At 58.3% G+C, this 24,723-nt stretch carries 24 protein-coding genes; 13 read left to right on the top strand and 11 right to left on the bottom strand.

The features are described from left to right. The first annotated feature begins 298 nt into the window (after positions 1 to 298). Positions 299 to 1,174 carry a LysR substrate-binding domain-containing protein gene (locus PKC81_RS04870; RefSeq protein WP_324333674.1) on the top strand — a complete coding sequence of 292 codons (876 nt, stop codon included), beginning with the start codon at positions 299 to 301 and terminating at the stop codon, positions 1,172 to 1,174. Positions 1,175 to 1,337: 163 nt separating this feature from the next. Here PKC81_RS04870 and PKC81_RS04865 read toward each other — a convergent pair whose 3' ends face one another. The 5 genes from PKC81_RS04865 to PKC81_RS04845 all read right to left on the bottom strand — a co-directional run bounded on the left by PKC81_RS04865 (position 1,338) and on the right by PKC81_RS04845 (position 6,839). After that, positions 1,338 to 1,691: a PilZ domain-containing protein gene (locus tag PKC81_RS04865; protein ID WP_324333672.1), complete on the bottom strand. Its 354-nt coding sequence runs from the start codon at positions 1,689 to 1,691 to the stop codon at positions 1,338 to 1,340. An 813-nt stretch (positions 1,692 to 2,504) separates the two neighbouring features. Then, entirely contained in the window at positions 2,505 to 3,629 is a 1,125-nt protein-coding gene (locus PKC81_RS04860; RefSeq protein WP_324333670.1) for a serine hydrolase domain-containing protein, read from the bottom strand. Beyond that, positions 3,626 to 4,417, bottom strand: coding sequence for an SDR family oxidoreductase (locus PKC81_RS04855; protein WP_324333668.1), 792 nt, complete (start codon positions 4,415 to 4,417; stop codon positions 3,626 to 3,628). Before PKC81_RS04855 ends, PKC81_RS04860 begins: the two co-directional genes overlap by 4 nt. 121 nt (positions 4,418 to 4,538) lie before the next feature. Beyond that, positions 4,539 to 5,675, bottom strand: a complete 1,137-nt coding sequence (locus tag PKC81_RS04850) for an acyl-CoA dehydrogenase family protein (protein WP_324333666.1) — start codon at positions 5,673 to 5,675, stop codon at positions 4,539 to 4,541. A gap of 3 nt (positions 5,676 to 5,678) precedes the next feature. Further along, positions 5,679 to 6,839, bottom strand: coding sequence for an acyl-CoA dehydrogenase family protein (locus PKC81_RS04845; protein WP_115550098.1), 1,161 nt, complete (start codon positions 6,837 to 6,839; stop codon positions 5,679 to 5,681). Positions 6,840 to 7,002: 163 nt separating this feature from the next. Here PKC81_RS04845 and PKC81_RS04840 point away from each other — a divergent pair, with 163 nt between their 5' ends. The 10 genes from PKC81_RS04840 to PKC81_RS04795 all read left to right on the top strand — a co-directional run bounded on the left by PKC81_RS04840 (position 7,003) and on the right by PKC81_RS04795 (position 18,433). Further along, complete coding sequence (locus PKC81_RS04840) at positions 7,003 to 7,848, top strand: SDR family NAD(P)-dependent oxidoreductase (RefSeq protein ID WP_324333663.1); 846 nt, start codon at positions 7,003 to 7,005, stop codon at positions 7,846 to 7,848. Beyond that, the gene (locus PKC81_RS04835; protein WP_324333661.1) at positions 7,845 to 9,290 is read left to right on the top strand and encodes an MFS transporter; all 1,446 of its coding nucleotides are present in this window, start codon (positions 7,845 to 7,847) and stop codon (positions 9,288 to 9,290) included. The genes PKC81_RS04840 and PKC81_RS04835 overlap by 4 nt, the downstream gene beginning before the upstream one ends. Positions 9,291 to 9,338: 48 nt before the next feature. Beyond that, positions 9,339 to 10,625 carry an acyl-CoA dehydrogenase family protein gene (locus PKC81_RS04830; RefSeq protein WP_324333659.1) on the top strand — a complete coding sequence of 429 codons (1,287 nt, stop codon included), beginning with the start codon at positions 9,339 to 9,341 and terminating at the stop codon, positions 10,623 to 10,625. Continuing rightward, the gene (locus PKC81_RS04825; RefSeq protein WP_324333763.1) at positions 10,622 to 11,713 is read left to right on the top strand and encodes a Zn-dependent alcohol dehydrogenase; all 1,092 of its coding nucleotides are present in this window, start codon (positions 10,622 to 10,624) and stop codon (positions 11,711 to 11,713) included. Before PKC81_RS04830 ends, PKC81_RS04825 begins: the two co-directional genes overlap by 4 nt. 14 nt (positions 11,714 to 11,727) lie before the next feature. Then, positions 11,728 to 12,789, top strand: coding sequence for a phosphotransferase family protein (locus PKC81_RS04820; protein ID WP_324333761.1), 1,062 nt, complete (start codon positions 11,728 to 11,730; stop codon positions 12,787 to 12,789). A gap of 113 nt (positions 12,790 to 12,902) precedes the next feature. Beyond that, on the top strand, positions 12,903 to 13,676 hold the full coding sequence (locus PKC81_RS04815; RefSeq protein ID WP_324333657.1) for an SDR family oxidoreductase: 774 nt from the start codon (positions 12,903 to 12,905) through the stop codon (positions 13,674 to 13,676). A 2-nt stretch (positions 13,677 to 13,678) separates the two neighbouring features. Then, on the top strand, positions 13,679 to 14,482 hold the full coding sequence (locus PKC81_RS04810) for an SDR family oxidoreductase (RefSeq protein ID WP_324333655.1): 804 nt from the start codon (positions 13,679 to 13,681) through the stop codon (positions 14,480 to 14,482). Between the two features lies 1 nt (position 14,483). Further along, positions 14,484 to 15,686, top strand: a complete 1,203-nt coding sequence (locus PKC81_RS04805) for a serine hydrolase domain-containing protein (RefSeq protein WP_324333653.1) — start codon at positions 14,484 to 14,486, stop codon at positions 15,684 to 15,686. 110 nt (positions 15,687 to 15,796) lie between these two features. After that, a complete protein-coding gene (locus PKC81_RS04800; protein ID WP_324333651.1) occupies positions 15,797 to 17,806 on the top strand; it encodes a 3-hydroxyacyl-CoA dehydrogenase NAD-binding domain-containing protein in 2,010 nt (669 codons plus the stop codon). Between the two features lie 159 nt (positions 17,807 to 17,965). After that, on the top strand, positions 17,966 to 18,433 hold the full coding sequence (locus PKC81_RS04795) for a CHAP domain-containing protein (protein ID WP_324333648.1): 468 nt from the start codon (positions 17,966 to 17,968) through the stop codon (positions 18,431 to 18,433). Here PKC81_RS04795 and PKC81_RS04790 read toward each other — a convergent pair whose 3' ends face one another. Both PKC81_RS04790 and PKC81_RS04785 read right to left on the bottom strand, forming a co-directional pair. After that, on the bottom strand, positions 18,434 to 19,744 hold the full coding sequence (locus PKC81_RS04790; RefSeq protein WP_324333646.1) for an MFS transporter: 1,311 nt from the start codon (positions 19,742 to 19,744) through the stop codon (positions 18,434 to 18,436). Next, positions 19,744 to 20,067 carry an antibiotic biosynthesis monooxygenase gene (locus tag PKC81_RS04785; RefSeq protein ID WP_324333645.1) on the bottom strand — a complete coding sequence of 108 codons (324 nt, stop codon included), beginning with the start codon at positions 20,065 to 20,067 and terminating at the stop codon, positions 19,744 to 19,746. Before PKC81_RS04785 ends, PKC81_RS04790 begins: the two co-directional genes overlap by 1 nt. A 140-nt stretch (positions 20,068 to 20,207) precedes the next feature. Here PKC81_RS04785 and PKC81_RS04780 point away from each other — a divergent pair, with 140 nt between their 5' ends. Then, positions 20,208 to 20,834 carry a methyltransferase domain-containing protein gene (locus PKC81_RS04780; RefSeq protein ID WP_324333643.1) on the top strand — a complete coding sequence of 209 codons (627 nt, stop codon included), beginning with the start codon at positions 20,208 to 20,210 and terminating at the stop codon, positions 20,832 to 20,834. On the opposite strand, the gene PKC81_RS04775 is transcribed toward PKC81_RS04780, so the two are convergent. After that, on the bottom strand, positions 20,831 to 22,039 hold the full coding sequence (locus PKC81_RS04775) for a cardiolipin synthase B (protein ID WP_324333641.1): 1,209 nt from the start codon (positions 22,037 to 22,039) through the stop codon (positions 20,831 to 20,833). The genes PKC81_RS04780 and PKC81_RS04775 overlap by 4 nt on opposite strands. A gap of 128 nt (positions 22,040 to 22,167) precedes the next feature. On the opposite strand from PKC81_RS04775, the gene rpoZ reads away from it, so the two are divergent. After that, on the top strand, positions 22,168 to 22,512 hold the full coding sequence (gene rpoZ, locus PKC81_RS04770; protein ID WP_324333639.1) for a DNA-directed RNA polymerase subunit omega: 345 nt from the start codon (positions 22,168 to 22,170) through the stop codon (positions 22,510 to 22,512). Here rpoZ and PKC81_RS04765 read toward each other — a convergent pair. The 3 genes from PKC81_RS04765 to PKC81_RS04755 all read right to left on the bottom strand — a co-directional run. Then, positions 22,509 to 23,129: a DUF3800 domain-containing protein gene (locus tag PKC81_RS04765; RefSeq protein WP_324333637.1), complete on the bottom strand. Its 621-nt coding sequence runs from the start codon at positions 23,127 to 23,129 to the stop codon at positions 22,509 to 22,511. The two genes, rpoZ and PKC81_RS04765, sit on opposite strands and share 4 nt — an antisense overlap. A 20-nt stretch (positions 23,130 to 23,149) precedes the next feature. Then, positions 23,150 to 23,455 carry a hypothetical protein gene (locus PKC81_RS04760; protein WP_324333636.1) on the bottom strand — a complete coding sequence of 102 codons (306 nt, stop codon included), beginning with the start codon at positions 23,453 to 23,455 and terminating at the stop codon, positions 23,150 to 23,152. Between the two features lie 158 nt (positions 23,456 to 23,613). Beyond that, on the bottom strand, positions 23,614 to 24,723 hold a 1,110-nt coding region (locus PKC81_RS04755; protein ID WP_324333634.1), incomplete at its 5' end, for an AAA family ATPase.

The raw sequence follows: 24,723 nt of genomic DNA, 5'->3' as shown, positions 1-24,723 counted from the left end.
ACCTTTGGTCCAAGCCCCTGATTTTCAAGATAGGGTGGCAGACTGGACGGGGCAACGGGCAAAAAAAGAGGCCGGGAGTAAACCCGGCCTTTGAAAAGTCTTACTTTAGGAGAGGATGCCTGTAAGGCCCGACCCATATGTAGTCGTCTCGTTTTTTGTGCAAGTGCGAAGAAAACAATCGGGGTTGCAATTTTTGCAATCCGAATTAGCTTTCAACTCAACGAAAACCGGTAAAATTCTGAAGCAATGTTCGGTTCGCTTCATTTTTGCGCCGCACAAATTAGAGAGTTCTCCCCAAATGCGCCGATTGCCGCCGCTGCGCTCGCTAGAAGCCTTTGTCCGGATTGCCAAATTGGGCTCCGCCAAGGCTGCAGCATCCGAAATGGCACTATCGCCTCCAGCCTTGAGTCGGCGAATCAAGGCGCTCGAAGATTTCATGGGCAAGCCGCTTTTCGAACGAAAGGCACAGGCAATGATCCTGAACACCGAGGGTCATGCGCTGCTAAAAGCGATTGAACCCGCGTTGGAGGCGATGGCCGACGCCGTCGAGGAATTGTCAGGGCAGGGTGGCGAATATCGACTGCGCCTTGGCGTATTGCCGCTTTTCGGTTCGCAACGCCTGATTCCGAAACTGCCGGAACTGCGCAAGTTGTTCCCTAAGTTGCACATCGATGTCGACACCTCGGCGCATGCTGAAAATCTACTGGGCGATGTGGTCGATGCGGCAATCATCATTGCCGACCAGGTCGATCCGCGTCTTTATGCCGTCCGTCTCGATCGCAATAATGTTTACGCCATCGCATCGGATAGCATGGCCAAAGAGCACAATCTGAAGAAACCGGCCGATTTAAAGGATCAGACCGTGCTGGTACACAGCGACATGCCGCTGATATTCAATGCGTGGCGAGAAGCGGTAGGGGAACCGCGGCTGAAGCCTGCGGCAATAGACCATATCGACAGCGGCCCACTGATGCTTGAAGCCGCCGCGAATGGGCTGGGCGTGGCAATCATGCATGGCAGCCATTTTTCAGACGCCAAAGACCCTCGACTGGTTCGGCTTTTCGATACCGAGGTCGAGAGCCCTTACAGCTATTGGTTTGTCTGCCGCCCGCGCGCGTTGAAGCAGCGTGCAGTGCGTATTTTCCACGATTGGCTGCTTAAATCCGGGGTTTGAAATAAAAGGCCGAGGCGCGGGGTGGTGTGAACCCCGCCCTCGGCAGGATGTTGGCATAGGGAGATCCATGCCAACCGGGTCGCAACGCCCGATTGGCAGGGGAATCGATTCTCAACGCGTGACGCGCGTCACGCCTTTCAAATTTCGGTCTCGGATTTTCCGTTCAGCGCCAGATAGCAGCAGCGTGGGCCAGGCTGTTGTTCTGATGATTTCTGTCATTGTCGATTATCCAGCGAATCCGCTCGAGTGAACGAGTCTCCAGTGGTTCTTCGAAAGCAACCCCACATCGTTCGCCTTTCACCCAACTTACCGAACCTAGCGCTTCAATCCGCTCGACCTTAACCAGAATGGTTGCGCCGATGCGTGGAGGTTCAGTTGTTCGTAAGCGACAGCCGGTGCGCGACACATTTTCAAGCGTACAACGCGCTGTACGTTCTGGCAGCACCAAACCCGCATCCAACTCGATTGTCAGCCGTGCAACCGACCGCTTCCCGAGTTTCCCAAAAGTTTTGCGCATGCTCATTGAGCGCTGAACGTAACCAATGACTGTGAAAATTTGATTGAAGGGTGGAGCAATTACGGAGTGTCATGCCGTAACAGCCTGTGGAATGGCCGCCTAAAACATAAATGGGCGCTGGTATTGCTACCAGCGCCCACTGCGCCTGATCCTGGAAGTCCTTGGCCTCAAGGGCCATTCTTTCCGCTTTCCGGCGTCCGGCTCGCTGGCGGCCCCGAAGGGTCGCCAGTTTGCCTGACTGCTTTCGGTATCCTGCCCGGCGTTGGCTTTTGGCGGTGAGGCCTCGGCCCGCACATGGCGTTCGTTGTCCGGCAGCAACCTCTGCTTTCCTGCTTCTTCCACTTTCGCTTCTGAAACGCTCTGGCGAGGTATCTGACAGTTCTTTCGTTCCGCTCTGCTTCCCGTTTCCGTTCCACTTCGCTTTCCGGCTTTCCTGCCTGACAACTGAAAGGTCTCATCGAACCCTGAGTCGGGCAACGGGAATCTTGCGACTTATCCACAGGCGGAGGGGTTTGCGGTGGACAAAATGGAGAACAAGAAGATGCATGTCGCGGGGGGGAAATAATACATCGCTGTTGCGACATTAAGCCACAAACGAATACGGCCTCCACGCTGTGCATGAAGGCCGTTCGTCTTGATCAGCGAGCGGGGGAGAGGAGGAGGAGATGCTCGCCGGTCAGAATGTGTTTCGAAAGTTTCGCTTTCGGTGACCCGCATTTGGCGATTGGGGGTTCATTGTGCAATTGCGAAAAGAAAAAGGTCAGTTGCACGAAATGCAACTGACCTCGAATTGCGCGATTTGCACTTATGGATTTATGCGGCCATGGCCTGCCATGTCGCCATCACTAGCGCGAATCCCCGGGCATCGCCCGTAGTGGTGCCCTCCATCCGGTTCATCACATAAGAAAATGTCGTCTGTGTATCCATGTCGACGATGGCGATCGAACCGCCATAGCCGCCCCAATAGCAGCTATTGGGGTTGGGCAATGGCACCATGCCGCCCGGCAGGCCAAAACCCATGCCAAACCGCACGGGGATGCCAAGAACAAGATCTGTACCTTCAACCTGGCATTCGAGTGCGCGGCGACACCCGGCGTCTGACAGGAAGCGCTTTCCTTTTCCGACGCCGCCATTGGCCAGTATGGCATGAATTTCCGCTACAGACCGGGCATTGCCTGTACCGCCAGCAGCCGGAATCTCCGCGCCACGCCATGCACGTTTTGCCGTTTCGCCGACATCGATACCCGGATTGGTCGCCATATTCTTCTGCAATTCGGAGCCGGGCTGTGCGCCCACCGCAAACGGTGGTGGCACCAGTTCGGCGACTCGGGCGTCTTCGCTGGCGGGCAATCCAATATGGAAATCGGCACCGAGTGGTTCGGCGATTTCTTCCCTGAACACGGTACCGACAGTTTTTCCGGTCGCGCGCCGGATTACTTCACCGACGAGATAGCCTTGCGTCAACGCGTGATAGCCTGGTGCGGTCCCGGGTTTCCAGAACGGCGCCTGCCGCGCCAGCAGATCGGTACATTTGGACCAGTCGTACAGATCTTCGCGTTGCAGTGGCTCTTTCCAACCCGAAAGGCCTGCCGAATGGCTGAGCAAATGCGCAATTGTGACGTCGCCTTTGCCCTCTGCAGCAAATTCGGGCCAGAACTTGCTGACCTCGTCGTGCAGGTCAAAAACCCCACGGTCGGCAAGCAACAGTGCTGTCAGTGCGGTCATCGTTTTGGTTGTTGAATAGACGTTGACGATGGTGTCGCGTTCCCATTCGCGCGATTTGGCCGGATTGGTATGGCCGCCCCAGATATCGACCACCGTCTCGCCGCCTTTTGTCGCGCAGAACGAGGCTCCCAGATCGGCACCGCTTGCAAGACTGGCTTCCATCACGGACTTGACGCCCGCAAATTTGCCCTCTGCAACGCCCTGGACGCTCACGCGTCGATGCTCGGTGAACCGATATTGGCGTGGGCCACGCCGCCATCGACGGTGATCGTATCGCCGACCACATAGTTGCCCGCATCCGACGCGAGGTAGATCGCGGCCGCTGCCATGTCCTCGGCAACCCCGATGCGCTTGTTCGGAATGTTGCTGGCAACCGCATCGCCATGGTCGCGAGCGGCCTTGTTCATGTCGGATGCAAAAGCACCCGGGGCGATCGCAGTGACATTGATCTGATCCTGCACCAACCGCGCGGCCATACGTTTTGTAAGATAGAGTATCGCCGACTTGGATGCGTGATAGCTGTACGTTTCCCATGGGTTCAGGCGGATGCCGTCGATCGAACCGATGTTGATGACCTTCGCCGGATGCGCCTTCGATGCTGCGGCCTTGAGCTGCGGATAAAGCGCTTGGGTCAGGAAAAAGGGGCCCTTGACGTTGAGGTCCATGACCTTGTCCCAGCCCGCTTCAGGGAATTCCTCGAACGGTGCGCCCCATGCGGCGCCTGCATTGTTGACGAGGATGTCGAGCTTTGACTCACGCTCGGCAAATGCCGCCGCCAGTGCCTTGCAGCCCTCAACGGTCGAGACATCCATTGGCAGCGGGATGCAGTTGGGGCCCAGTTCTGCTGCGGTCGCTTCGCAGGCGTCCGCTTTGCGTGAGCTGATATAGACCTTGGCACCTGCCGCGATGAAACCCTCGGCCATATGACGACCCAAATTTTTGGAACCGCCCGTAACAAGGGCTATGCGGCCTTCAAGGCTGAACAGTTTTTGCAAGTCCATGATGATCTCCTTTTTATTCCCGTCCCGCTTGCGGGAGGGGTTAGGGGAGGGGACGAGCGCAGCGAGCCGTGTGTAAGGCTTGGGGCCCTCCCCCGGCCCCTCCCGCAAGCGGGAGGGGAGTTTAATAACCGTTCAGTTTGGCCACGCGGTCGGCATGGAAATAGATGTCGCCCATGAACTCGGCCAAAGCGCGGTCGCGCTTCATATAGAGGCCGATATCATATTCATCGGTCATGCCGATGCCGCCATGCATCTGCACGCCTTCGCGGACAGAGAGGCTGCAGGCGAGGCCAGCCTTGGCCTTGGCAACCGAGGCGTAGAGCTCCGCACGCGGATCTTCCTCGTCGAGGAAGTTCTGCGCCTTGAGCACTGCCGAACGCGCCATTTCCATCTCGCCATAAAGATGCGCTGCACGGTGCTGCAATGCCTGGAACTCACCGATGACGCGGCCAAACTGCTTACGCTGTTTGAGATAGTCAAAGGTCAGATCCATCGCACCAGTGCCAACGCCGACCATTTCGGCGGCGGAACCGGTGCGTCCGGCGTTGAGCATCTTGGACAGGACGGCCCAGCCGCCATCGACATCGCCAATCACGGCGTCGGCGGTTACTTCGACGCCGTCAAATGCGACACGTGCCGCCATCGCGGAATCGACGGTGCGCGCGGCATCCATCGACAGACCCGCTGCATCCTTGTCGACCGCAAACAGCGTCAGGCCATCGGTTTCGCCAACGGCACCACCAGTGCGGGCGGCAACAATCAGCATGTCGGCGGAGCTTCCCTGCACGACAAACTGCTTTGCGCCGCTCAGCTTGAAGCCATTGCCGCTGCGTTCGGCCTTCACCGCGATCTTTTCGGGATGGTGCTTCTTGCCTTCTTCCAGCGCGATGCCGATCACGGTTTCGCCTGCAAGGATGCCGGGGAACCAGCGGTCGCGCATTGCCTTGTCGGCAGCCTTCAATGCTTCAACAGCAACCACCGAGGTTGAAAGGAAAGGCGAGGGCGACAGGTTACGTCCGATTTCCTCAAGCACGATGCCGGCTTCGACATGGCCCATGCCAAGCCCGCCATCGGCATCGGGAATCAGGATACCGGTGAAGCCCATTTCGGAAAATTGCTTCCACAGATCGTGGCTGAAGCCATCCTTGCAATCCATATCCCGATATTTGCGCAGATGCGCGACGGGGGCTTCGGTTTTCATGAAGTCGCGTGCGCTATCGCGAAGCATCGACTGGTCTTCATTATAGGTCATCGCCATTGGTCAGGCTCCCGGCATGTCGAGAATGCGTTTTGCGACGACGTTGAGCATGACTTCGCTCGTGCCGCCTTCGATCGAATTGGCTTTGGTGCGCAGCCAGTCGCGTGCGCGCTTGCCGCCATTCGAACGTTCGCTTTCCCATTCCAGATAGTCTGAACCACCCGCAGCCATTACAAGTTCGTGGCGCTTCTTGTTCAGTTCGGTACCGATATATTTCATCAGGTTCGAATAGGCCGGATGCGCGGTGCCGGTTTTCCATTCGTCCATGAAGCGTTCGCTGTGCGCGCGGAAGGCGAGGCTCTCGACGTCGAACATCGCAAGCTGCGCGCGCAAAATGGGCTCATCTCCCAACGCGTCCTTGAAGCCGCCGCCGAGCGAGGCGGTGCCGCCATCGCCGCCCATGCCCGAGATCATTTCGCGTTCATGGCCGAGCAGATATTTGGCGACATCCCAACCGCGGTTGAGTTCGCCGACAATCTGGTGCTTGGGCACGACAACATTGTCGAAGAATGTTTCGCAGAAGGGCGAATTGCCCGAAATCAGTTTGATCGGCTTGGTGGTAACGCCCGGTGTCGTCATATCGAACAGCAGGAAGCTGATGCCCTGATATTTGTTTTCCTTGTCGGTGCGGACAAGGCAGAAAATCCAGTCGGCCTTGTCGGCATAGCTGGTCCAGATTTTCTGGCCATTGACCACCCAGTGATCGCCCTTGTCTTCGCCAAAAGTCTGCAGCGAAACGAGGTCAGAACCTGAGCCCGGTTCTGAATAGCCCTGACACCAGCGGATTTCTCCGCGCGCGATCTGCGGCAGGTAATGGCGCTTCTGCTCTTCGGTGCCGAATTTGAGCAATGCGGGGCCAAGCATCCAGATGCCAAAGCTGTTGAGCGGAGAGCGCGCACCAGCGCGTGCCATTTCCTGTCGGAAGATTTTGGTTTCGGCGGGCGACAGCCCTGCGCCGCCATAATCCTTCGGCCAATCGGGCACAGTAAGACCCGCCGCAGCGCAGCGTTCCATCCATTGTTTTTGCGCTTCGCTCTGGAAAACGAAGTTGCGACCGCCCCAGCAGGTGTCGTCGTCGCTTTTGATCGGGGTTTTCATTTCGGGCGGGCAGTTTGCCTCTATCCACGCCCTGATTTCCGTCCGGAATGCTTCCAGCTCGCTCATCGGGTTTCTCCTAAAAAGTGCCGAATCACTATGTCTCTTTGTGCGCTTTACGCAAGCGTCAACTTGTGAGGCGCGCTTTCCGTAACGGCAATTTTGCGCCCGTTGACCGCGCCTTTTTAAGCAGACAGGATAGCGGCGAGAGAGTCGGGATGAGGAGAGGAATATGAGATTCGCTGGGAAGACGGCTGTCGTCACCGGGGCTGCATCGGGCATTGGCAAGGCCACCTGCCTTCGATTGGCCGAAGAAGGTGCGACCGTAATCGCCGCAGATATCGATGAAGAGGGCGGAAGCGAACTCGCAGCAACCTCCAACGGAAAGATATTCTTCAAGCGCACCGATGTCTGCAACGTCGATGATATCAAGGCGCTAATGGACTTTGCCGCTGAAAAGACCGGTGGCATCGACATCGTGTTCAACAATGCCGGTGCTGCGGGCGATCGCGCGCCGATTGACGAAATCGAACCCGAAGGCTGGGACCGGACGATGGACCTGTTGTTGCGCTCGGTCGCAATGGGGATTCGTTATGCCGTGCCGCATATGAAAGGCCGCAAAGGCGCGTCGATTGTCAACACCGCCAGCATTGCTGCGCTGGGCGCGGGATATTCGCCATCGGCCTATGCCGTGGCAAAAGTGGGCGTGCTGCACCTTTCGAAAATGGCCGCAGCCGAGCTCGCCAAATTTGATATTCGCGTCAACGCGATCTGCCCGGGCTTTATCAAGACCAATATTTTCGCTTCAGCTCTCGAAGTTCCGGCTGAACAACGAGACGCGGCAAATGCCATCATTCATGGCGTGGCCGATGCGGCGCAGCCAGTCAAAGGTGGGGGCAATCCAGAGGATATCGCCTCGATGGTCGCCTATCTCGCAAGTTCGGAAGCACGCTTCATCACCGGCACACATATGGTTGTCGATGGAGGTATCACCATCGGCCCGCGCCATAGCTGGGATGAAAATGCCCCTGCGATGTTCGACTCGGTCGAAAGCTTCGTCGGCGCGGCTCAGGAATGACGATTACCTCCGACGGGCGCGTCCCGACGCGCATCAAATTCTTTCACGGCTTTGGCAGCATCGCTTATGGCGTGAAGGAGAACGGGTTTTCGACCTTCCTGCTGCTGTTCTACAATCAGGTCATCGGCATGGATGCCCGGCTCGTTGGTGCAGCGCTGGCGATTGCAATGGTCGTCGACGCTTTTGCCGATCCGATTATCGGGCATATGAGCGACCGAACCTATTCGCGCTGGGGCAGGAGATTGCCCTGGCTCTATCTCGCCGCAGTCCCGCTGGCTGCTTCGTGGATGCTGCTCTGGCACCCGCCAGGGCTGGAGGGGTGGCAGGCCTTTGGCTATCTCGTCGTCACGGCCATTTTCGTTCGAACGCTGGTTTCGGCTTGCGAAGTGCCCTCGGTCGCGATCCTGCCCGAACTGACGCAGGATTATGACGAGCGAACCAGCCTGATGCGGTTGCGCTATCTGTTCGCATGGGCGGGCGGATTGCTGATGCTGTTCCTTGCCTATGGCGTGTTTCTGGTTTCGGACAAGGAAGGCGAAGTCGGGCAGCTGCTGGCTGAAGGCTATTGGCTGTACGGCATTACCGGCGCCTGCCTGATGGCGTTCACCGTCCTGCTCTCCGCAATCGGGCAGCATAAACGGCTCGCCCATTTGCCTGCGACACAGCCTGACCGCACGACGGTGCGTGAGGCGATGCGGGAGATCTGGCACTCGGTTTCACACCCGACCTATCTGGTGCTAATTTCCGCCGTCGCCTTTGCCGCCGTCAGCACGCAGGTCACCTATGTGCTGTCCAACTATCTGTACATCTTTGTCTGGCGTTTTCCCGAACGCTGGTTCCAGGCTTATCCTTGGTTGCTGTTCGGCAGCGTCATCATCGCCTTTTTCCTCGTCACCTATTTTAACAAAAAATGGGGAAAAAAGGATTCGGCCTTCCGTTTCATTTTCATCAATGCGGGATTCTGGATCACCCCGTTCCTGCTGTTTCTCGGCGGCTTCTGGCCGCAGACCGGCAGCAATCTCTCGACGGCAATGGTGTTCGCATTTTTCTTTATCGCCAATTGCTCGGGGGTGATTATCCAGATTTCGGTCGCGTCGATGATTGCAGATGTGGTCGAGGTGACCGAGGAGCGTACAGGTCGGCGTTCGGAAGGGCTGCTCTATGCGGGTAATTTGTTCGTGCAGAAATGTGCGACAGGTGCGGGCATCCTGATTGGCGGTTTCATCATCTCGATGGCCGGGCTTCCGGAGAAGGCCAATCCGGCTACCGTTCCCGGGCCGGTCATCGACAGCCTTGTGATTGCCTATATCAGCACGATCGCGCTGCTGGGGCTGGGCACCATATGGCGGATCCGCAAATTCCCGATCACCCGTGCCGATCATGAGGAACGGGTGCGACGGCTCGCCGAAGGCGAAAAAACAGTTGAAGCAGGGGCCGGATAGGCCCAAGGAAATCAAGTTAACCGGACGATTAAAAAGAGGACGACTCGCATGGACTTTACCTTCACCGAACGCGAAACCTATTGGCGCGACCGCATCAAGAACCATATCGACACCTACCTCCGTCCGCGTGTTGCAGACTATAAGAAAGAAGATGCAACCGGCGAGCGCTGGAAGGTGCTTCAAGTCGTTGAAGAAGAAAAGGCGCGCGCCAAGGCGGCGGGTCTCTGGAACCTGTTCATGCCGCCGCAGGGTGCCAACCCGCACCTCGACACGACGGTCGAATTTGATGGCCCGCAATTGACCAATGTCGAATATGCATTGTGCGCCGAAGAAATGGGCCGTGTCGGCTTTGCTTCCGAAGTGTTCAACTGCTCGGCACCAGACACCGGCAATATGGAAGTCTTTCACCGCTATGGCACTGCCGAGCAGAAGAAGAAGTGGCTGGTTCCACTGATGAACGGCGAAATCCGTTCGGCGTTCCTGATGACCGAACCTGCCGTGGCCTCATCCGACGCCACCAATATCGAAACCCGCATGATCCGTGACGGGGACGAATATGTCATCAACGGCACCAAATGGTGGTCGTCGGGCCTGGGCGATCCGCGCTGCAAGGTCGCGATCGTTATGGGCAAGACCGACACCGGCGCGCAAAAGCACCAGCAGCAGTCGCAGATCATCGTGCCGATGGACGCACCGGGTGTGAACATCCTGCGCCACTTGCCCGTATTCGGTTATGACGATGCGCCGCACGGCCATATGGAAGTCGAACTGAAGGACGTTCGCGTTCCAGTCGATAATGTCATCCTCGGCGAAGGTCGTGGCTTTGAAATCGCGCAGGGCCGCCTCGGGCCGGGCCGTATCCATCACTGCATGCGCACCATCGGCGTTGCTGAAGAAGCGCTGGAAAAAATGTGCCGCCGCCTCACCAGCCGTGTCGCATTCGGCAAAACCATTGCGGAACACAGCGTCTGGCATGAGCGGATTGCCCGCGCACGTATCGACATTGAAATGACCCGCCTGCTCTGCCTCAAGGCTGCGCAGATGATGGATACCGTCGGCAACAAGGCCGCGGCGAACGAAATCGCGATGATCAAGGTTCAGGCACCGAATATGGCGCTGAAGATCATCGACGATGCCATTCAGGCGCATGGCGGCGGCGGCGTGTCCGAAGATTTCGGCCTCGCATCGGCTTGGGCGCATCAGCGTACGCTGCGTCTTGCTGATGGTCCGGATGAAGTCCACAACCGTGCGATCGCTCGCATGGAACTGGGCAAATATGGCGGCGTTCGCGGCGGTGTTGAACTGTCGAGCGGCAGCCTGGCGGTGACACGCTGATGAAAGCTGCTGTCCTCATTGAACCGGGCAAACCGCTCGAAATCGAAACCCTGCAAATCTCCAAGCCGGGTCCGCACGAAGTTTTGATCCGCAACGCGGCCTGCGGGCTGTGCCATTCGGATTTGCACTTTATCGAAGGTACCTATCCGCACCCGTTGCCGGCGGTACCCGGCCATGAAGCGGCCGGTATCGTCGAAGCGGTGGGTTCCGAAGTGCGTACGGTGAAGGTCGGCGATGCCGTCATCACCTGCCTTTCCGCCTTCTGCGGACATTGCGAATTTTGCGTCACCGGACGCATGTCGCTTTGCCTTGGGGCCGACACGCGCCGCAATCCCGACCAGCCTTCGCGCCTTACACGTCCCGATGGCTCGCCGGTCAACCAGATGCTCAACCTTTCGGCTTTTGCCGAAATGATGCTCATCCACGAACATGCCTGCACCCGCATCGATCCGGAAATGCCTTTGGATCGTGCAGCGGTCATTGGCTGTGCAGTGACGACAGGTGCCGGTACGATCTTTAATGCGTGCAAGGTGACGCCCGGCGAAACCGTGGCGGTCGTCGGCTGCGGCGGTGTTGGTCTCGCGACCATCAATGCCGCGAAGATTGCCGGGGCAGGGCGCATCATTGCCGCTGATCCGATCCCGGAAAAGCGCGAACTGGCGAAGAAACTCGGCGCAACCGACGTGGTGGATGCGCTGGCAGACGATGCGGCTGCACAGATCATCGATCTGACCAATGGCGGCGTTGACCATGCGGTTGAAGCGGTCGGTCGTCCGGCTTCGGGCGAACTGGCGGTCAAATCGCTGCGCCGCGGTGGCACCGCAACGATCCTTGGCATGATGCCGCTGACCCACTCGGTTGGCCTGTCAGCGATGGATCTGCTTTCGGGCAAGAAACTGCAAGGTGCGATCATGGGCGGCAACCGCTTCCCGGTCGATATGCCGCGGCTGGTCGATTTCTACATGCGTGGCCTGCTCGATCTCGACAGCATCATATCCGAGCGTATCCCGCTCGAGCAGATCAACGAAGGCTTCGAAAAGATGAAGAAGGGCGATAGCGCGCGCAGTGTTATCGTGTTTGATCAATGAGCGATGCCGCTGCAATGAATGCCGAGGAAGCCTTTGTCGGCACGGTCGAGCCTGAGGGTGCAGACAAGCTTGATGAAGGCCGCCTTACCGATTGGATGCAGGCAAATGTGGAGGGCTTCAAAGGCCCTCTGCACCTGACCAAGTTCAAAGGCGGGCAATCGAACCCGACTTACAAGATCGAAGCGGAGTCGGGCAATTATGTACTGCGGCGCAAGCCCTTTGGGCCATTGCTGCCTTCCGCCCATGCGGTTGACCGCGAATATAAGGTGCAGGCCGGGATGTATAAGACCGGCTTCCCCGTCGCCCGCCAATATGGCTTGTGCACCGACGACAGCGTCATCGGCAGCTGGTTCTATGTGATGGGCATGGTCGATGGCCGCACCATCTGGAATGGCGCGATGCCGGGAAGCACGCCCGAGGAACGACGCGCGGTCTATTGCGAGATGTTCGATGTATTGGCAAAGCTGCACAATACGCCGATTGAAGCGGCCGGTCTGGAAAACTTCGGCAAGCCCGGCAATTATTTCGGCCGCCAGGTCGATCGCTGGACCAAGCAATATCGCCTGTCCGAAACCGAAACCATGCCTGGTATGGAGCGGCTGATCGAATGGTTGCCTGCGACCTTGCCCGAGCAGACCCGCACCAGCGTGGTGCATGGCGATTTCCGCATCGACAATGCGATTTTCGATCGCAACAGTCCGAAATGCCTCGCCGTTCTTGACTGGGAATTGTCGACGATTGGCGATCCGCTGGCGGATTTCTCCTATGTCGCGATGGCGTGGGTGACCGAAAATGGCGGTCGTTCAGGCGTCAAGGATCTCGACCGCAAGGCGCTGGGAATTCCGGAGCTGGAGGAAATGGTCGAACGCTATTGCGCCGCGACCGGACGTGACAGCGTTCCTGACATGAACTGGTACCTCGCCTACAATTTCTTCCGCCTTGCGGGCATCATGCAGGGCATTAAGAAGCGCGTGATCGACGGCACTGCCAGTTCGGCGCACGCCAAGGCGATGTCCGACCGCGTGACTCCGCTGGTCGACAAGGCGCTGGAATTTGCGGTAAAAGCAGGGGCTTAAACATCGCGTCGCCCCGGCGAAGGCCGGGGCCGCTGGAAGTTTTCGCAGCCAGCTTTGGGTAAACCTACTGCGGCCCCTGCCTGCGCAGGGGCGACGTTATTAGAGGAGAGCATATGTCCCTTTTCGACATGAGTGGGCAGGTCGCCCTCATCACCGGGTCATCGCGCGGGATTGGCAAGGCGATTGCCGAAGAAATGGCGGAGCATGGCGCCAAGGTCGTCATCTCCAGCCGCAAGCAGGATGCCTGCGAAGCGGTAGCTGCTGAAATCAATGCGAAGCATGGTGCAGGCACGGCGATTGCGATCGCCGCCAACATATCTTCGAAAGACGATTTGCAGCATCTGGTAGACGAATCGCGTAAGGCTTTTGGCAAGATAACTGCCTTGGTCTGCAATGCGGCATCCAACCCCTATTATGGCCCAAGCGCCGGGATCAGCGACGATCAATTCCGCAAGATCATGGACAACAACATCCTGTCCAACCACTGGCTGATTCATATGGTCGCACCCGAAATGCTGGAGCGTGGTGCAGGTTCGGTGACCATCGTTTCGTCGGTGGGCGGATTGAAGGCCTCGACCGTGATTGGTGCCTATTGCATCTCCAAGGCGGCCGACATGCAGATGGCGCGCAATCTGGCCGATGAATTCGGGCCAAAGGGCGTGCGCGTGAACTGCATTGCGCCGGGCCTCATCAAGACCGACTTTGCCCGCGCGCTTTGGGAGAATCCCGATACGTTGGAAATTTCAACCCGTCGCTCGTCGCTGCGCCGCATCGGTGAGCCATATGAAATCGCAGGGGCAGCGGTATTCCTTGCCAGCAAGGCAGGCGGCTTTACCACAGGACAAACGATCGTCATCGACGGCGGCAATACAATTTCAGGAGGATGAGCATGGGCGCACTTGCAGGCAAAGTTGCAATCATAACAGGCGCGGGTTCGGGGATCGGTCGCGCATCTGCCAAACGGTTTGCTGCCGAAGGCGCGAAGCTGGTCATAGGTGACAAGACCGAAGCGGTTTTCGAAACCGCAAAGATGGTCGAGGAAGCAGGCGGCACCGTCACCGCGCTGCAGATTGATGCCGGTGTAGAGGCTGATGTTGCGAAGCTCGTCGAGACCGCGAAAGCCAATTATGGCGGCGTAAATGTCGCCTTCGCCAATGCCGGTATCATTGGCGATATGGGCGGAATCTTTGAAATCGATCCTGCCTCCATGGCCGAAACCTTCCGCGTCAACGTCATTGGCCCCGCCTTGATGGTGAAACATGCGGGCAAGGCGATGGTCGATCAGGGGCGCGGCGGGGCCATCGTGCTGACCGCGAGTGTCGCAGGCCTCAATTCGGGGGCTGGCCCGCTGACCTATTCGGCGTCGAAGGCAGGCGTTATCAACCTCGCCAAGACAGCGGCGCAGCAGCTGACGACATCGGGCGTGCGCGTGAATGCGATCTGCCCGGGGCTCACCGAAACCGGCATGACCAAGCCGACCTTTGACTATGCCCGTTCGAAGGATGTGATGCACAAGGTGGGGCAATTGAACCCGCTGAAGCGGGCGGCCCAACCAGAGGAGCTGGCCAATGTCGCACTGTTCCTCGCCTCTGATCAAGCAAGCTATGTCAACGGTCAGGCGATTGCGGTCGACGGTGGTTTGACCAGTTCGCATCCGGTTACGCGGCAACTTCTCGGACAGACGGCACACTGACATGAGCGACGACAGCACAGCACTTGAACTTGGTTTTCTGCCCGATCGGCTCGCCCGCATCGGCGCGCATATTCAGGCCAAATATCTGGACAGTGGCAAGCTGCCCTTCGGCGCGCTGCTTATCGGGCGTGGTGACGAAGTCGCGCATACATGGGCGTCGGGCGTTGACCCTGATGCCATTTTCCGCATCGCCAGCATGACCAAGCCGATCACTTCGATCGCCTTCATGCAGTTGGTGGAGCAGGGGAAGGTCGCGCTCAGCGAGCCGGTCGCCAAATATATCCCGGAATTTGCCGATCTGGGCGTGTTCATGGCTGGCGGTGGCAATGTGCCCTTCACCAGCCGCCCGCCCACGACACGGCTCAACATCATCGACGTGCTGCGCCACACCACCGGCTTCACTTACAGTTTCCAGGAACGCACGCCGGTCGACGCTGCCTATCGCAAGACCGAGCTTGAGCACTGGATGAAGAATGACAGCCAGAGCTTCATCAACCATCTGTCGCAGATTCCGCTCGAATTCGATCCGGGCACTTGCTGGAATTATTCGGTTTCGACCGACGTATTGGGCGTATTGGTAGAGCGTATTTCGGGCCAATCGCTGGGCGATTATTTCCGCGAGCATATTTTTGAACCGCTCGGGATGAAGGATACCGGCTTCAAGGTTGCGGCCGATCAGGCGCACCGCATTCCACCCTGTTATGCGTTCCACCCCAAAGACAAGATGGTGCAGACCGACAAGGCCGGTGCCGACAGTCTGTGGGCGCAGGGGTGGAAATTTGAATCGGGTGGCGGCGGCCTTGCCTCGACCGTCCACGATTATCATCGTTTCTGCCGGATGTTGCTCAATGGCGGCGCTCTCGATGGCGTGCAGATAATCAGCCCCAAGACACTGGAGTTGATGACCGCCAACCATTTGCCCGGCGGCGGTGACCTGACCCAGCATTCGAAATCGCTGTTCAGTGAAGCGGAGAATGCCGGAATCGGCTTCGGGCTTGGATTTGCCTGCAATATCGATCCGGCGGCGACGATGCTCGCAGGCTCAAAGGGTGAATTCTACTGGGGCGGCATGTATTCGACCGCCTTCCTTGTCGATCCGGTCGAGGATTTGATCATGGTTTTCATGACCCAACTCGCGCCCTCATCGACCTATCCGATCCGGCGTGAAATTCGCACAATGATGTATGCGGCTTTGGCGGCTTAGTCCCCCTCCCGCAAGCGGGAGGGGTTAGGGGAGGGCCCGTCCAACCGCATTCGTTTCAGGCCCTCCCCCAGCCCCTCCCGCAAGCGGGAGGGGAGCAGAAAGGAAGTAATATGCAATCCGTAACCACCTCGCAGGACGGTGAAATCCTCGTCCTTTCGGTCAACAATCCGCCGGTAAACGCGCTCAGCTGGCACGTGCGCCAGGGCATTTCGGACGGTATCGAACAGGGTCTGAAAGACGACAGCGTTAAAGCCGTCGTCATCCGCTGCGAAGGGCAAACCTTCATCGCTGGCGCCGACATCACCGAATTCGGCAAGCCACCGCAAGGCCCGGATTTCAATGCTGTGCTCAACACCATCGAAACCGCGACCAAGCCGGTGATCGCGGCAATCCATGGCACGGCACTGGGCGGCGGTCTGGAGACAACCCTTGTCTGCCATTACCGTATTGCCGTGCCGTCGGCGAAACTCGGCGTGCCCGAAGTCAAGCTGGGCCTGTTGCCCGGCGCTGGCGGCACACAGCGGCTGCCGCGCCTTGTTGGCATCGAACAGGCCGCCGTCATGACCTCGCTGGGCGAACCTATCTCTGCGCAAAAGGCGCTTGATACCGGTCTGATCGATAAACTGGCTGGAGAAGACAGTCTCGCTGCCGATGCCGTTGCTTTCGCACGCGAATGCGTCGCAAAAGGCCCGCGCCACACCCGCGACCTGCCCGTCAAGGGTGACACGGCCATCATCGCCAAGCTTGAGGCTGAAAATGCGCGCAAGTGGAAAGGCTTTGATGCACCTTATGCGAACCTGCGCTGCGTTGCTGCTGCGGCAGAAAATCCGAATATCGAAGACGGCCTGAAATTCGAACGCGCCGAATTCATGAAACTGATGACGGGTAGCCAGTCCGCGGCGCAGCGGCACATGTTCTTTGCCGAACGTCAGGCCGCCAAAATTGACGGCCTGCCCAAAGACACCCAGCTGCGCGACATCAAGAAGGTTGGCGTGATCGGTGCGGGCACCATGGGTGGCGGCATCACGATGAACTTCTTGGCTAAGGGCATCCCGGTCACCATCGTCGAAATGGTGCAGGAAAATCTCGATCGCGGCGTCGGCGTGATCCGCAAGAATTACGAGGCTTCGGCTGCCAAGGGCCGCTACACCAGCGAGCAGGTCGAAAAAATGATGGGCCTGCTCACGCCCTCGCTCAGCTTGGAAGACCTTGCTGATTGCGATCTGGTGATCGAGGCGGTCTACGAAAGCATGGACGTCAAGAAAGACGTGTTCGGCAAGCTCGACACAATCTGCAAGCCGGGTGCAATCCTCGCATCGAACACCAGCTATCTGGATGTGAACGAGATTGCGGCCTCGACCTCGCGTCCGCAGGATGTGCTCGGCATGCACTTCTTCTCGCCCGCCAATGTCATGAAGCTGCTCGAGGTTGTGCGCGGCGACAAGACCGCTGACGACGTGCTCGCAACCGCGATGGCTATCGGCAAGAAAATCGGCAAGATTGCGGTGGTCGCAGGTGTTTGCCACGGCTTTATCGGCAACCGCATGCTCAGCCAGCGCCAGATTCCGGCGAATGCGCTTTTGATGGAAGGTGCATCGCCCGAACAGATCGACAATGTATTCACCGATTTCGGTTTCCCGATGGGGCCTTTCCAGATGGCCGACCTTGCCGGGATGGATATCGGCTGGCACCGCGATACTTCGCTCGAGCCGACCAATGTACGCGAAGCCATGTGCCTTGCCGGTCGTTTCGGGCAGAAAAACGGCAAGGGCTTTTACGACTATGACGAAAAGCGCAATCGCACGCCCAGCCCCGAGGCGCTTGCCATCATCGAGGATTTCCGCAGCCGTTCGAACATGCAGAAACGCGAGATAACCGACCAGGAAATCATCGAACGCTGCCTCTATCCGATGGTCAATGAAGGCTATCTGATCCTTGAAGAAGGCAAGGCGCAGCGCGCATCCGACATCGATGTCGTCTGGATCTATGGTTATGGCTGGCCCGTCTATCGCGGTGGCCCGATGTTCTGGGGCGACCTTGAAGGGGCCAAGAAGATCGTCGAATCGCTTGAGCGCCAAGGCGTGAAAGTTGCCGAATCGCTGAAGGCGAAAGCCGCCTGACTTTGCACCGTCGCCGGTGAGTTGAGGCTCACCGGCGATGGGCTGAATATGAACAACGGTTCATCTCGCGACTCCTGCGGGTCACCGACTAGATATTGTGGCGAAACCCCGTCCCGGCCATCAGGCTGATACAAAATAAAGGTTCGGGGTCGCTTTTCCATGTTCCGCAAGAAATTTGTCGCCGCTCTTGGCGCACTTGCCCTTCTCATTCCCGCTCAAGCGATGGCGCTGCAATGCGCTCCCTTTGCGCGTGATGTTTCGGGGATTGAGATTTTCGGCAATGCGGGAACCTGGTGGGGTCAGGCGGCTGGCAAATATGAACGGGGCAATGAGCCAAAAGTTGGCGCTGTAATCGCATTCAAGCCCACCCGGTCGATGCCGATTGGCCATGTCGGCATGGTCAGCAAAATCGTTTCCGACCGCGAAGTTCTGATCGACCATGCAAATTGGTCAGTAATCAATGGTCGTCGCGGCCAGATTGAACGCGGTGCACGCGTACTCGACGTTTCGGCGGCAGGCGACTGGAGCGAAGTCCGTGTCTGGTACGCGCCGGTAAACGGCCTCGGTACTTCCAGCTATCCGCTTTACGGCTTCATTTATAAGGATGGCTCAAGCAACGAAGCTTGATCAGGCGTCCAGCGGCTTGGGCGCATCGTCCAGGGCCTTGCGTCCCCAGACAATCAGATAGAGCAGCGCCGCTCCAATCAGGATGAAGGTCGCCGGTTCCCACCAGTTGAACAGGGCCACGCCAATGGCGGGTGTGACGATATAGGCCGAGCCGTTCAATGATGCGATCTTGCCGGCCACATCACCCTGCTCAAAGCGGCGAACGGCAAGCGAAGCGCCTGTGGTAAAGCCTGGACGGTACAAACCGAACCCCAAAGAGGCCAAGGCAAAGCCCAAAGTGATGCCGTAAAAATCGAAGCTCACCCCGACAAGCGTGATGCCGAGTAGCGCAAGGAATGCACCCCACAGCACAGACGCGCGCGAACCGATCTGCAGGATGGGAATCAACCCCCATTGTGCGAGCAAGGTCGCCATCGCGCCAACAAACATCACCGAACCGGTGGCCTCGACCGTTTCCTTGGGCAAGTCGTGCAGGCCCAACCGGTCACGGATCAGAAAGCCCACCACGCCCAGCATGATGGCCTGCGCATGGCCGCCGATCAGGCCCGCGATCAGCCAGCTGGCAAATCGCTCATCGCGCCAGGGCAGGCGCACTTCCTCTCGTGGCAGGGCGTTATCTTCTTCGACGCCCTCCTCGACTTCGGGCTGATTGACCGAGGCGGCGGAGGGGTAGGATGTCACGATCCCGCGCGCGGCAAAGCGCGGCGTGTCATTGGGCAGGCGCAGCTTGAGTGCGATGAGCACGAGTACGCCGAAGCTGGCGAACACCACCAGCGGTCCGGCCAAGCCAAAGGGCTCGAAAATCAGGAAATGGGCGAGGGCAGGGCCGATTACGGTGCCGAGGCCAAAGGAAGAGGCGAGCAGTGACAGCGCCTTGGCGCGTTCCTCGCGCTCTGTCCGCGCGGCGATATAGGCTTGCACGGCTGGCGGCGCGGCAGAGCCGAAACCGCCATAAAGGCTGCGGAATATGGCGAAGATGATGAAGGTCGCAGCGGGCCCGATAAAGCCTTCCAGCCCCAGCCACAGCACCAGCCCGCACAACCCCATCGACGCCGCAAAGCCGATGACGCCGACGGTCATCAACGCCTTGCGCCCGCGCTTGTCCGAAAGCCTCGCCCATTTGGGCGCGGTCAGCACCCAGAGCAAAGCCGACCAGCTGAACGCGAGACTGACCCAGACGTCGGCAATGTCGAGCTTGCTCGCAATAGCGGGCAGGGCGGATTGCATTGCGGTGTTGCCCGCTGCCGCGACCAGCATCACCAGGAACAGGATCGTTACCCGATCGGCTGGAATAGCAGGGCTTTTCGGCATTATGGCTTAACCCAATCATAGCTGCGCGTGACCGAGGCAACATGCAAGTCGTACCAGCTATACCAGCGGTCACGCCCTGCATTGCGGATTGCCGCATGTTCGGTGTTGTCGCGCCACGCCTTGGCAGCGTCCTCATCTGCCCAATAGCTGACGGTTATACCGATGCGATCATCGCCGCGTGCTGAATTGATGCCGAGATATCCGGGCTGCCTGCTGGCAAGCGCGACCATCGCGTTGGCGGCACCTGCATAGCCCGCATCATCCGCCAATGTCCGTTCGGCGATGAAGATGACCGCAACGGTCGAAGGCGGATAGGTCGGCATTGTCCATCCATAGGATTGACTTTACGTTTGGGGCAACCCCGCGCGGTCGTTTTATAGACTTTTTTGCTTAACCGGCTTGCATCGTGCGCGCGCATTTGCAAGTGCAGATGACCACTGTATTACAGCCCTAAGGCGGATTGATGAACGACGGCTCGGTAGCAATCACTTCGAAGATCGAACGCATCAAGACATCGGTGCAACGATTTTTCGGCCCATGGGGCGTATTCTTCAAAGGCTTTCTCAAGCACCCGGTGATGGTTGGCTCGATCATCCCTTCGTCGCGCTGGACGGTGCAGAAAATGCTCGCGCCAGTGAAGTGGGACGAATGCAAACTGTTCGTCGAATATGGCCCGGGCGTTGGCACCTTCTGCCAGCCTGTGCTCGACCGGATGCGTCCGGATGCGACACTGCTGGTAATCGACACCAACCCAGACTTCATCGAATTTCTGCGCAAGCATTTCCGGGATAGCCGCTTCATCGCGGTGCACGGTTCTGCCGCAGATGTGAATGATATCATCCGCGGCTTCGGCTTCGAACATGCCGACTATGTGTTGTCGGGTCTGCCCTTTTCGACGCTGCCCGGAGATCTTGGACCAAAGATTGCCGAGGAAACCGGCAAGGCCATCCGCCCCGGCGGCGCGTTTCTGGTCTATCAGTTCCGCGCCCGCGCGCGCGACTTCATGGAACCGCATTTCAAACGCATCGACAATGGCTATGAATTCTGGAATGTGCTGCCCTGTTACTTGTTCTGGGGCTGGAAAGGCTAAGCTTTCTTTCCCGGTAGCCGCTTTTGCAGCATTTGGGTGATGCGCAGCGAGATGCGCCGCCCGATATTATAGTCGACACTGTTGACCAGCAGATAGGCGAGCGACCAGCGCAGCCGATTGAACCATGACAGCCGGTTGCGGTGCAATTCCGGGGTCTGCACTTCGCTCTTGAGCGCCAATTGACTGGCCAGTCCGCGCAAATAGTCTGCCAGCCCGGCATCGTCGATCCGCAGCATCAGTTCCTTGTTGATGAACAGGCTGCGGATATCGAGATTGGCCGAGCCGATATAGCTGGCATTGTCGATCACCAGCAGCTTGGTGTGGAGCAATTGCGGCTGATATTCGCAAATCTGCACGTCCCGCTTGAGCAGATAGCCATAGAGGATGCGGGCGGCGCCGATGGTGGCGCCATTGTCGGTCTTGCCAGCCAGGACCAGCCGCACTTCGCCGCCCTTGCGTGCTGCCGACGCCAGCCGCCGCAGGATAGTCTGTGTGGGGGAGAAATAGGCAGCAACAACGTCTATCGTTCGGGCATTTTGAAGGTCGCGCTTGAGCGCCAGCGCCCAGGGCGAGATGCGGTTGGTGGGGCCGCCGACCAGCCACTGCAACCGTCCGGTTCCCGGCTGCCAGGTGCGGATCAACCGCCGCAATGCGAGCAGCCGCACGCCGCCATCCGCCGACAATTTAATCAGTTCGGAAATGTAGCTCGATATTCGTGCGACTTCCGGCCCCGATATGGTCAGGCCCAGATCCTCCCAGCTATCGTCTCCGCGTCGTCCGAAATATTGGTCGGTGATGTTGAAGCCGCCAATCAAGGCATGTTCATTGTCAATGACCAGCAGTTTCTGATGGTTGCGGATCAGATAGGATAGCCGCCAGCGCGAACTGAAAAAATGATAGCTGCCGCCTGCCTCGGCTATCGGCTGGAAAAAGGATGCCGGGACTTTTGACGAGCCGAAGCTGTCGACCAACACCTCGACGTTTACACCACGTAGCGCTGCCGCTGCCAGTGCGTCGCGCACTTCGGTTCCGCTGGTGTCGTTGTGAAACATATACATGCTTAGCGTCAGGCTGTGTGTCGCCGACCCGATCAGCAATAGCAGGCTTTGCAGTCGCTCCTGCGGATCGTGCAGGATATGCAAAATATTTCCGGCGATTTCGAACCGCTTTCCAGGTAAATCCAATGCGGTTTTCGATGCCTCCATAAAGGGCAGATAAGAGGTCGCACCGCGACACGCAACCAGCGCAAGCGCGTGCTTGCCGTTGACAAGTCGGGCCCTAACCCCTATTTGCGCTCGACTTTCCACACATTCAAAGTGATTCAGGAGCCGACATGGCGCGCGTTACCGTTGAAGATTGCATCGATAAGGTTCCGAACCGTTTCGACCTCGTTTTGCTCGCTGCAGAGCGTGCACGCGAGATTTCCGGTGGTGCGGAGCTGACCATTGATCGCGATCGTGACAAAAATCCCGTCGTCGCGTTGCGTGAAATCGCCGAAGAAACCGTCCGTCCGGAACATCTGAAGGAAGGCCTGACGCAGTCGCTGCAAAAGGTTCAGGTCGACGAGGACGAAGAAGTTGATGACATCGGCTCTCTCGCCAAATCGGCAGAAGCGCTTCGCCTGACCGCTGCCGCGCCTGCCCGCAGTGCCGGCGTCGCCCGCGACTACGACCGTTAATCGGCAGGCGGGGGGGCTTCCCCGCCACCCAATACCCGCAGCTTTATCTGGCCACTTTCGAGCAGTGGCGCAGCGATAGCTGCTATCCGACCCTGCCGTTCGGTTACCAGTGCACGGTTGAAAAAGGTATTGGCGATAACATCGGCGATCTGAAGTCCCGCCAACCGGTGGCTGTGTTCGAGTTGGGTCGTGCCACAAGGTCCAACCAGCTTGGCAATATCGGCCCGGATTGCCGCCAAGGTTTCGGGGCCGTACCGTCCGTCATCGATGATCACGCTATCACAGCCCGGAATTTCGGGCAGCATAGCGCCGACCACATCTTCCAGCAGTGCTGCATAGACATCAATGTCATGATCGCCACGGTCGGCATCTTTTTCCGGAACCAGTGCGGATATCGCAATGCCAATTGAAATCTTCGCTTCGCTGTCTTTGACAAGTTCGAAAAGCAGCGCGCGTTCGGCGAAATCGATGCGGCTTCCCTTCACCTCGCCGTGATATCCGGTAACGGTGCGGAAACGCGCAATCAACGCCTCAGCCCTGTCCTCTTCAATGTCAATTCCGGCCAGCGTCATTACTCCGCGTCCGACACCACCAGATTCGTCACAATATATTGGCATGAGGCGATGCTAGCGCTCGTTCAAGTGCAGGGATAGCGCTTCTTCATCGCATCGAACATCGCGGTCGTGATCGTTGTCTTTGGCCGGACGGCTGCCGGATAGGTGCGCAAATGGGCAAGAAGCTGTTCGGAATTTAGCGATGCCGTTTTCGGCGGGCAGCTGTGCGGTGTATGCCCGGCCTTCTTGTCGGCGGCTATTGTTTCGCGATAGGTTTTGCCAGCCGCATTCGCTTCGCCATATAATAGTTTGATGTCTGGAGAACCGAGCGCCCCCATACCTCTGGCCTTCAGTGCGTCTGCTTTGGCAAGGAATGTTGCAACATTCATGTCGCCCGGACCAGCAACGGCGGGGGGCGCAAGGCCCGCCAGTACAAAACATGCAAACGCACCGATATTCCGCATATACCAATCTCCAGTCAGTTACCCGCTGGACGGTAAGCCCGCCATTTTGAATGGCAAGTGAATCAGCGTACTAGTCCGTGACCTCACGCACCTTGCGGGCTGGTTCCACCAACGCTTGTCCGCTTTCCCCGACCAGCCTTTGGAATGGCGGTGCCAACAGTCGGGATATCTTTCGGTTGCACGGTCTTGCTACCGTCGCGTTCGAATTTTCCGGTCTCAAGCAGCTGCTTGATTTCGTCTCCCGACAGCGTTTCGAACTCGAGCAAAGCTTCGGCGAGAAGGTTCAACTGCTTGCGATGCTTTTTCAGCAGCGCGGTAGCCTTGGCGTAGCCGCCTTCTACCAGTTTGCGGATTTCGGCGTCGATCTTCTTCGCGGTCTCGTCCGACATGGCCGAGCGCTGGCTATAGCCATAGCCCAGATAGCCATCCTGCTTTTCTTCATATTGCAGCGGGCCCAAATCGTCCGACATACCCCATTGGGTCACCATGTCGCGCGCAAGACTGGTAGCATATTGGATGTCGCCCGAAGCACCGCTACTGACCTTGTCATAACCGAAGACCAGTTCTTCGGCGACGCGGCCACCCATGCTGACCGCCAGATTGGCGTGCATTTTGTCACGATGATAGCTGTAATTGTCGCGTTCGGGCAGGCGCATTACCATGCCCAGCGCACGACCGCGCGGGATGATGGTGGCTTTGTGGATCGGGTCGGATGCGGGCTCGTGGATCGCAACGATGGCGTGGCCGGCCTCGTGATAGGCGGTCATGCGCTTTTCGTCTTCGGTCATCACCATCGACCGGCGCTCGGTCCCCATCATCACCTTGTCTTTGGCGTCTTCAAATTCCTTCATGGCAACCAGACGCTTGCCACGCCGCGCCGCGAGTAGTGCTGCCTCGTTGACAAGATTGGCGAGGTCAGCGCCCGAAAAGCCCGGCGTGCCGCGTGCAATCACGCGTGGATCGACATCGGGGGCCAAAGGCACCTTCTTCATGTGCACGGCCAGAATCTTTACGCGGCCATCGATATCGGGACGCGGTACGACGACTTGGCGGTCGAATCGGCCCGGGCGGAGCAGGGCAGGGTCAAGCACGTCGGGACGGTTGGTCGCGGCGATGATGATGATGCCTTCATTCGCCTCGAAACCGTCCATTTCGACGAGCAGCTGGTTCAGCGTCTGCTCGCGCTCGTCATT

It is taken from the genome of Sphingorhabdus sp., assembly GCF_035329025.1.
Classification (GTDB): domain Bacteria; phylum Pseudomonadota; class Alphaproteobacteria; order Sphingomonadales; family Sphingomonadaceae; genus Sphingorhabdus_B.
Note: the sequence above shows the minus strand (reverse complement) of the source record. Positions and strands in the feature narration are given on the sequence as shown.

Excerpts from the sequence above, each read along its gene's own strand:
- PKC81_RS04810 (WP_324333655.1), top strand. The coding sequence starts at position 13,679 with ATGGGCGCACTTGCAGGCAAAGTTGCAATCATAACAGGCGCGGGTTCG.
- PKC81_RS04820 (WP_324333761.1), top strand. The coding sequence starts at position 11,728 with ATGAATGCCGAGGAAGCCTTTGTCGGCACGGTCGAGCCTGAGGGTGCA.
- PKC81_RS04780 (WP_324333643.1), top strand. The coding sequence starts at position 20,208 with ATGAACGACGGCTCGGTAGCAATCACTTCGAAGATCGAACGCATCAAG.
- PKC81_RS04785 (WP_324333645.1), bottom strand. The coding sequence starts at position 20,067 with ATGCCGACCTATCCGCCTTCGACCGTTGCGGTCATCTTCATCGCCGAA.
- PKC81_RS04870 (WP_324333674.1), top strand. The coding sequence starts at position 299 with ATGCGCCGATTGCCGCCGCTGCGCTCGCTAGAAGCCTTTGTCCGGATT.
- PKC81_RS04830 (WP_324333659.1), top strand. The coding sequence starts at position 9,339 with ATGGACTTTACCTTCACCGAACGCGAAACCTATTGGCGCGACCGCATC.
- PKC81_RS04800 (WP_324333651.1), top strand. The coding sequence starts at position 15,797 with ATGCAATCCGTAACCACCTCGCAGGACGGTGAAATCCTCGTCCTTTCG.
- PKC81_RS04795 (WP_324333648.1), top strand. The coding sequence starts at position 17,966 with ATGTTCCGCAAGAAATTTGTCGCCGCTCTTGGCGCACTTGCCCTTCTC.
- PKC81_RS04815 (WP_324333657.1), top strand. The coding sequence starts at position 12,903 with ATGTCCCTTTTCGACATGAGTGGGCAGGTCGCCCTCATCACCGGGTCA.
- PKC81_RS04840 (WP_324333663.1), top strand. The coding sequence starts at position 7,003 with ATGAGATTCGCTGGGAAGACGGCTGTCGTCACCGGGGCTGCATCGGGC.
- PKC81_RS04835 (WP_324333661.1), top strand. The coding sequence starts at position 7,845 with ATGACGATTACCTCCGACGGGCGCGTCCCGACGCGCATCAAATTCTTT.
- PKC81_RS04845 (WP_115550098.1), bottom strand. The coding sequence starts at position 6,839 with ATGAGCGAGCTGGAAGCATTCCGGACGGAAATCAGGGCGTGGATAGAG.
- PKC81_RS04790 (WP_324333646.1), bottom strand. The coding sequence starts at position 19,744 with ATGCCGAAAAGCCCTGCTATTCCAGCCGATCGGGTAACGATCCTGTTC.
- PKC81_RS04855 (WP_324333668.1), bottom strand. The coding sequence starts at position 4,417 with ATGGACTTGCAAAAACTGTTCAGCCTTGAAGGCCGCATAGCCCTTGTT.
- PKC81_RS04765 (WP_324333637.1), bottom strand. The coding sequence starts at position 23,129 with ATGCCAATATATTGTGACGAATCTGGTGGTGTCGGACGCGGAGTAATG.
- rpoZ (WP_324333639.1), top strand. The coding sequence starts at position 22,168 with ATGGCGCGCGTTACCGTTGAAGATTGCATCGATAAGGTTCCGAACCGT.
- PKC81_RS04760 (WP_324333636.1), bottom strand. The coding sequence starts at position 23,455 with ATGAATGTTGCAACATTCCTTGCCAAAGCAGACGCACTGAAGGCCAGA.
- PKC81_RS04850 (WP_324333666.1), bottom strand. The coding sequence starts at position 5,675 with ATGGCGATGACCTATAATGAAGACCAGTCGATGCTTCGCGATAGCGCA.
- PKC81_RS04775 (WP_324333641.1), bottom strand. The coding sequence starts at position 22,039 with ATGGAGGCATCGAAAACCGCATTGGATTTACCTGGAAAGCGGTTCGAA.
- PKC81_RS04805 (WP_324333653.1), top strand. The coding sequence starts at position 14,484 with ATGAGCGACGACAGCACAGCACTTGAACTTGGTTTTCTGCCCGATCGG.
- PKC81_RS04865 (WP_324333672.1), bottom strand. The coding sequence starts at position 1,691 with ATGCGCAAAACTTTTGGGAAACTCGGGAAGCGGTCGGTTGCACGGCTG.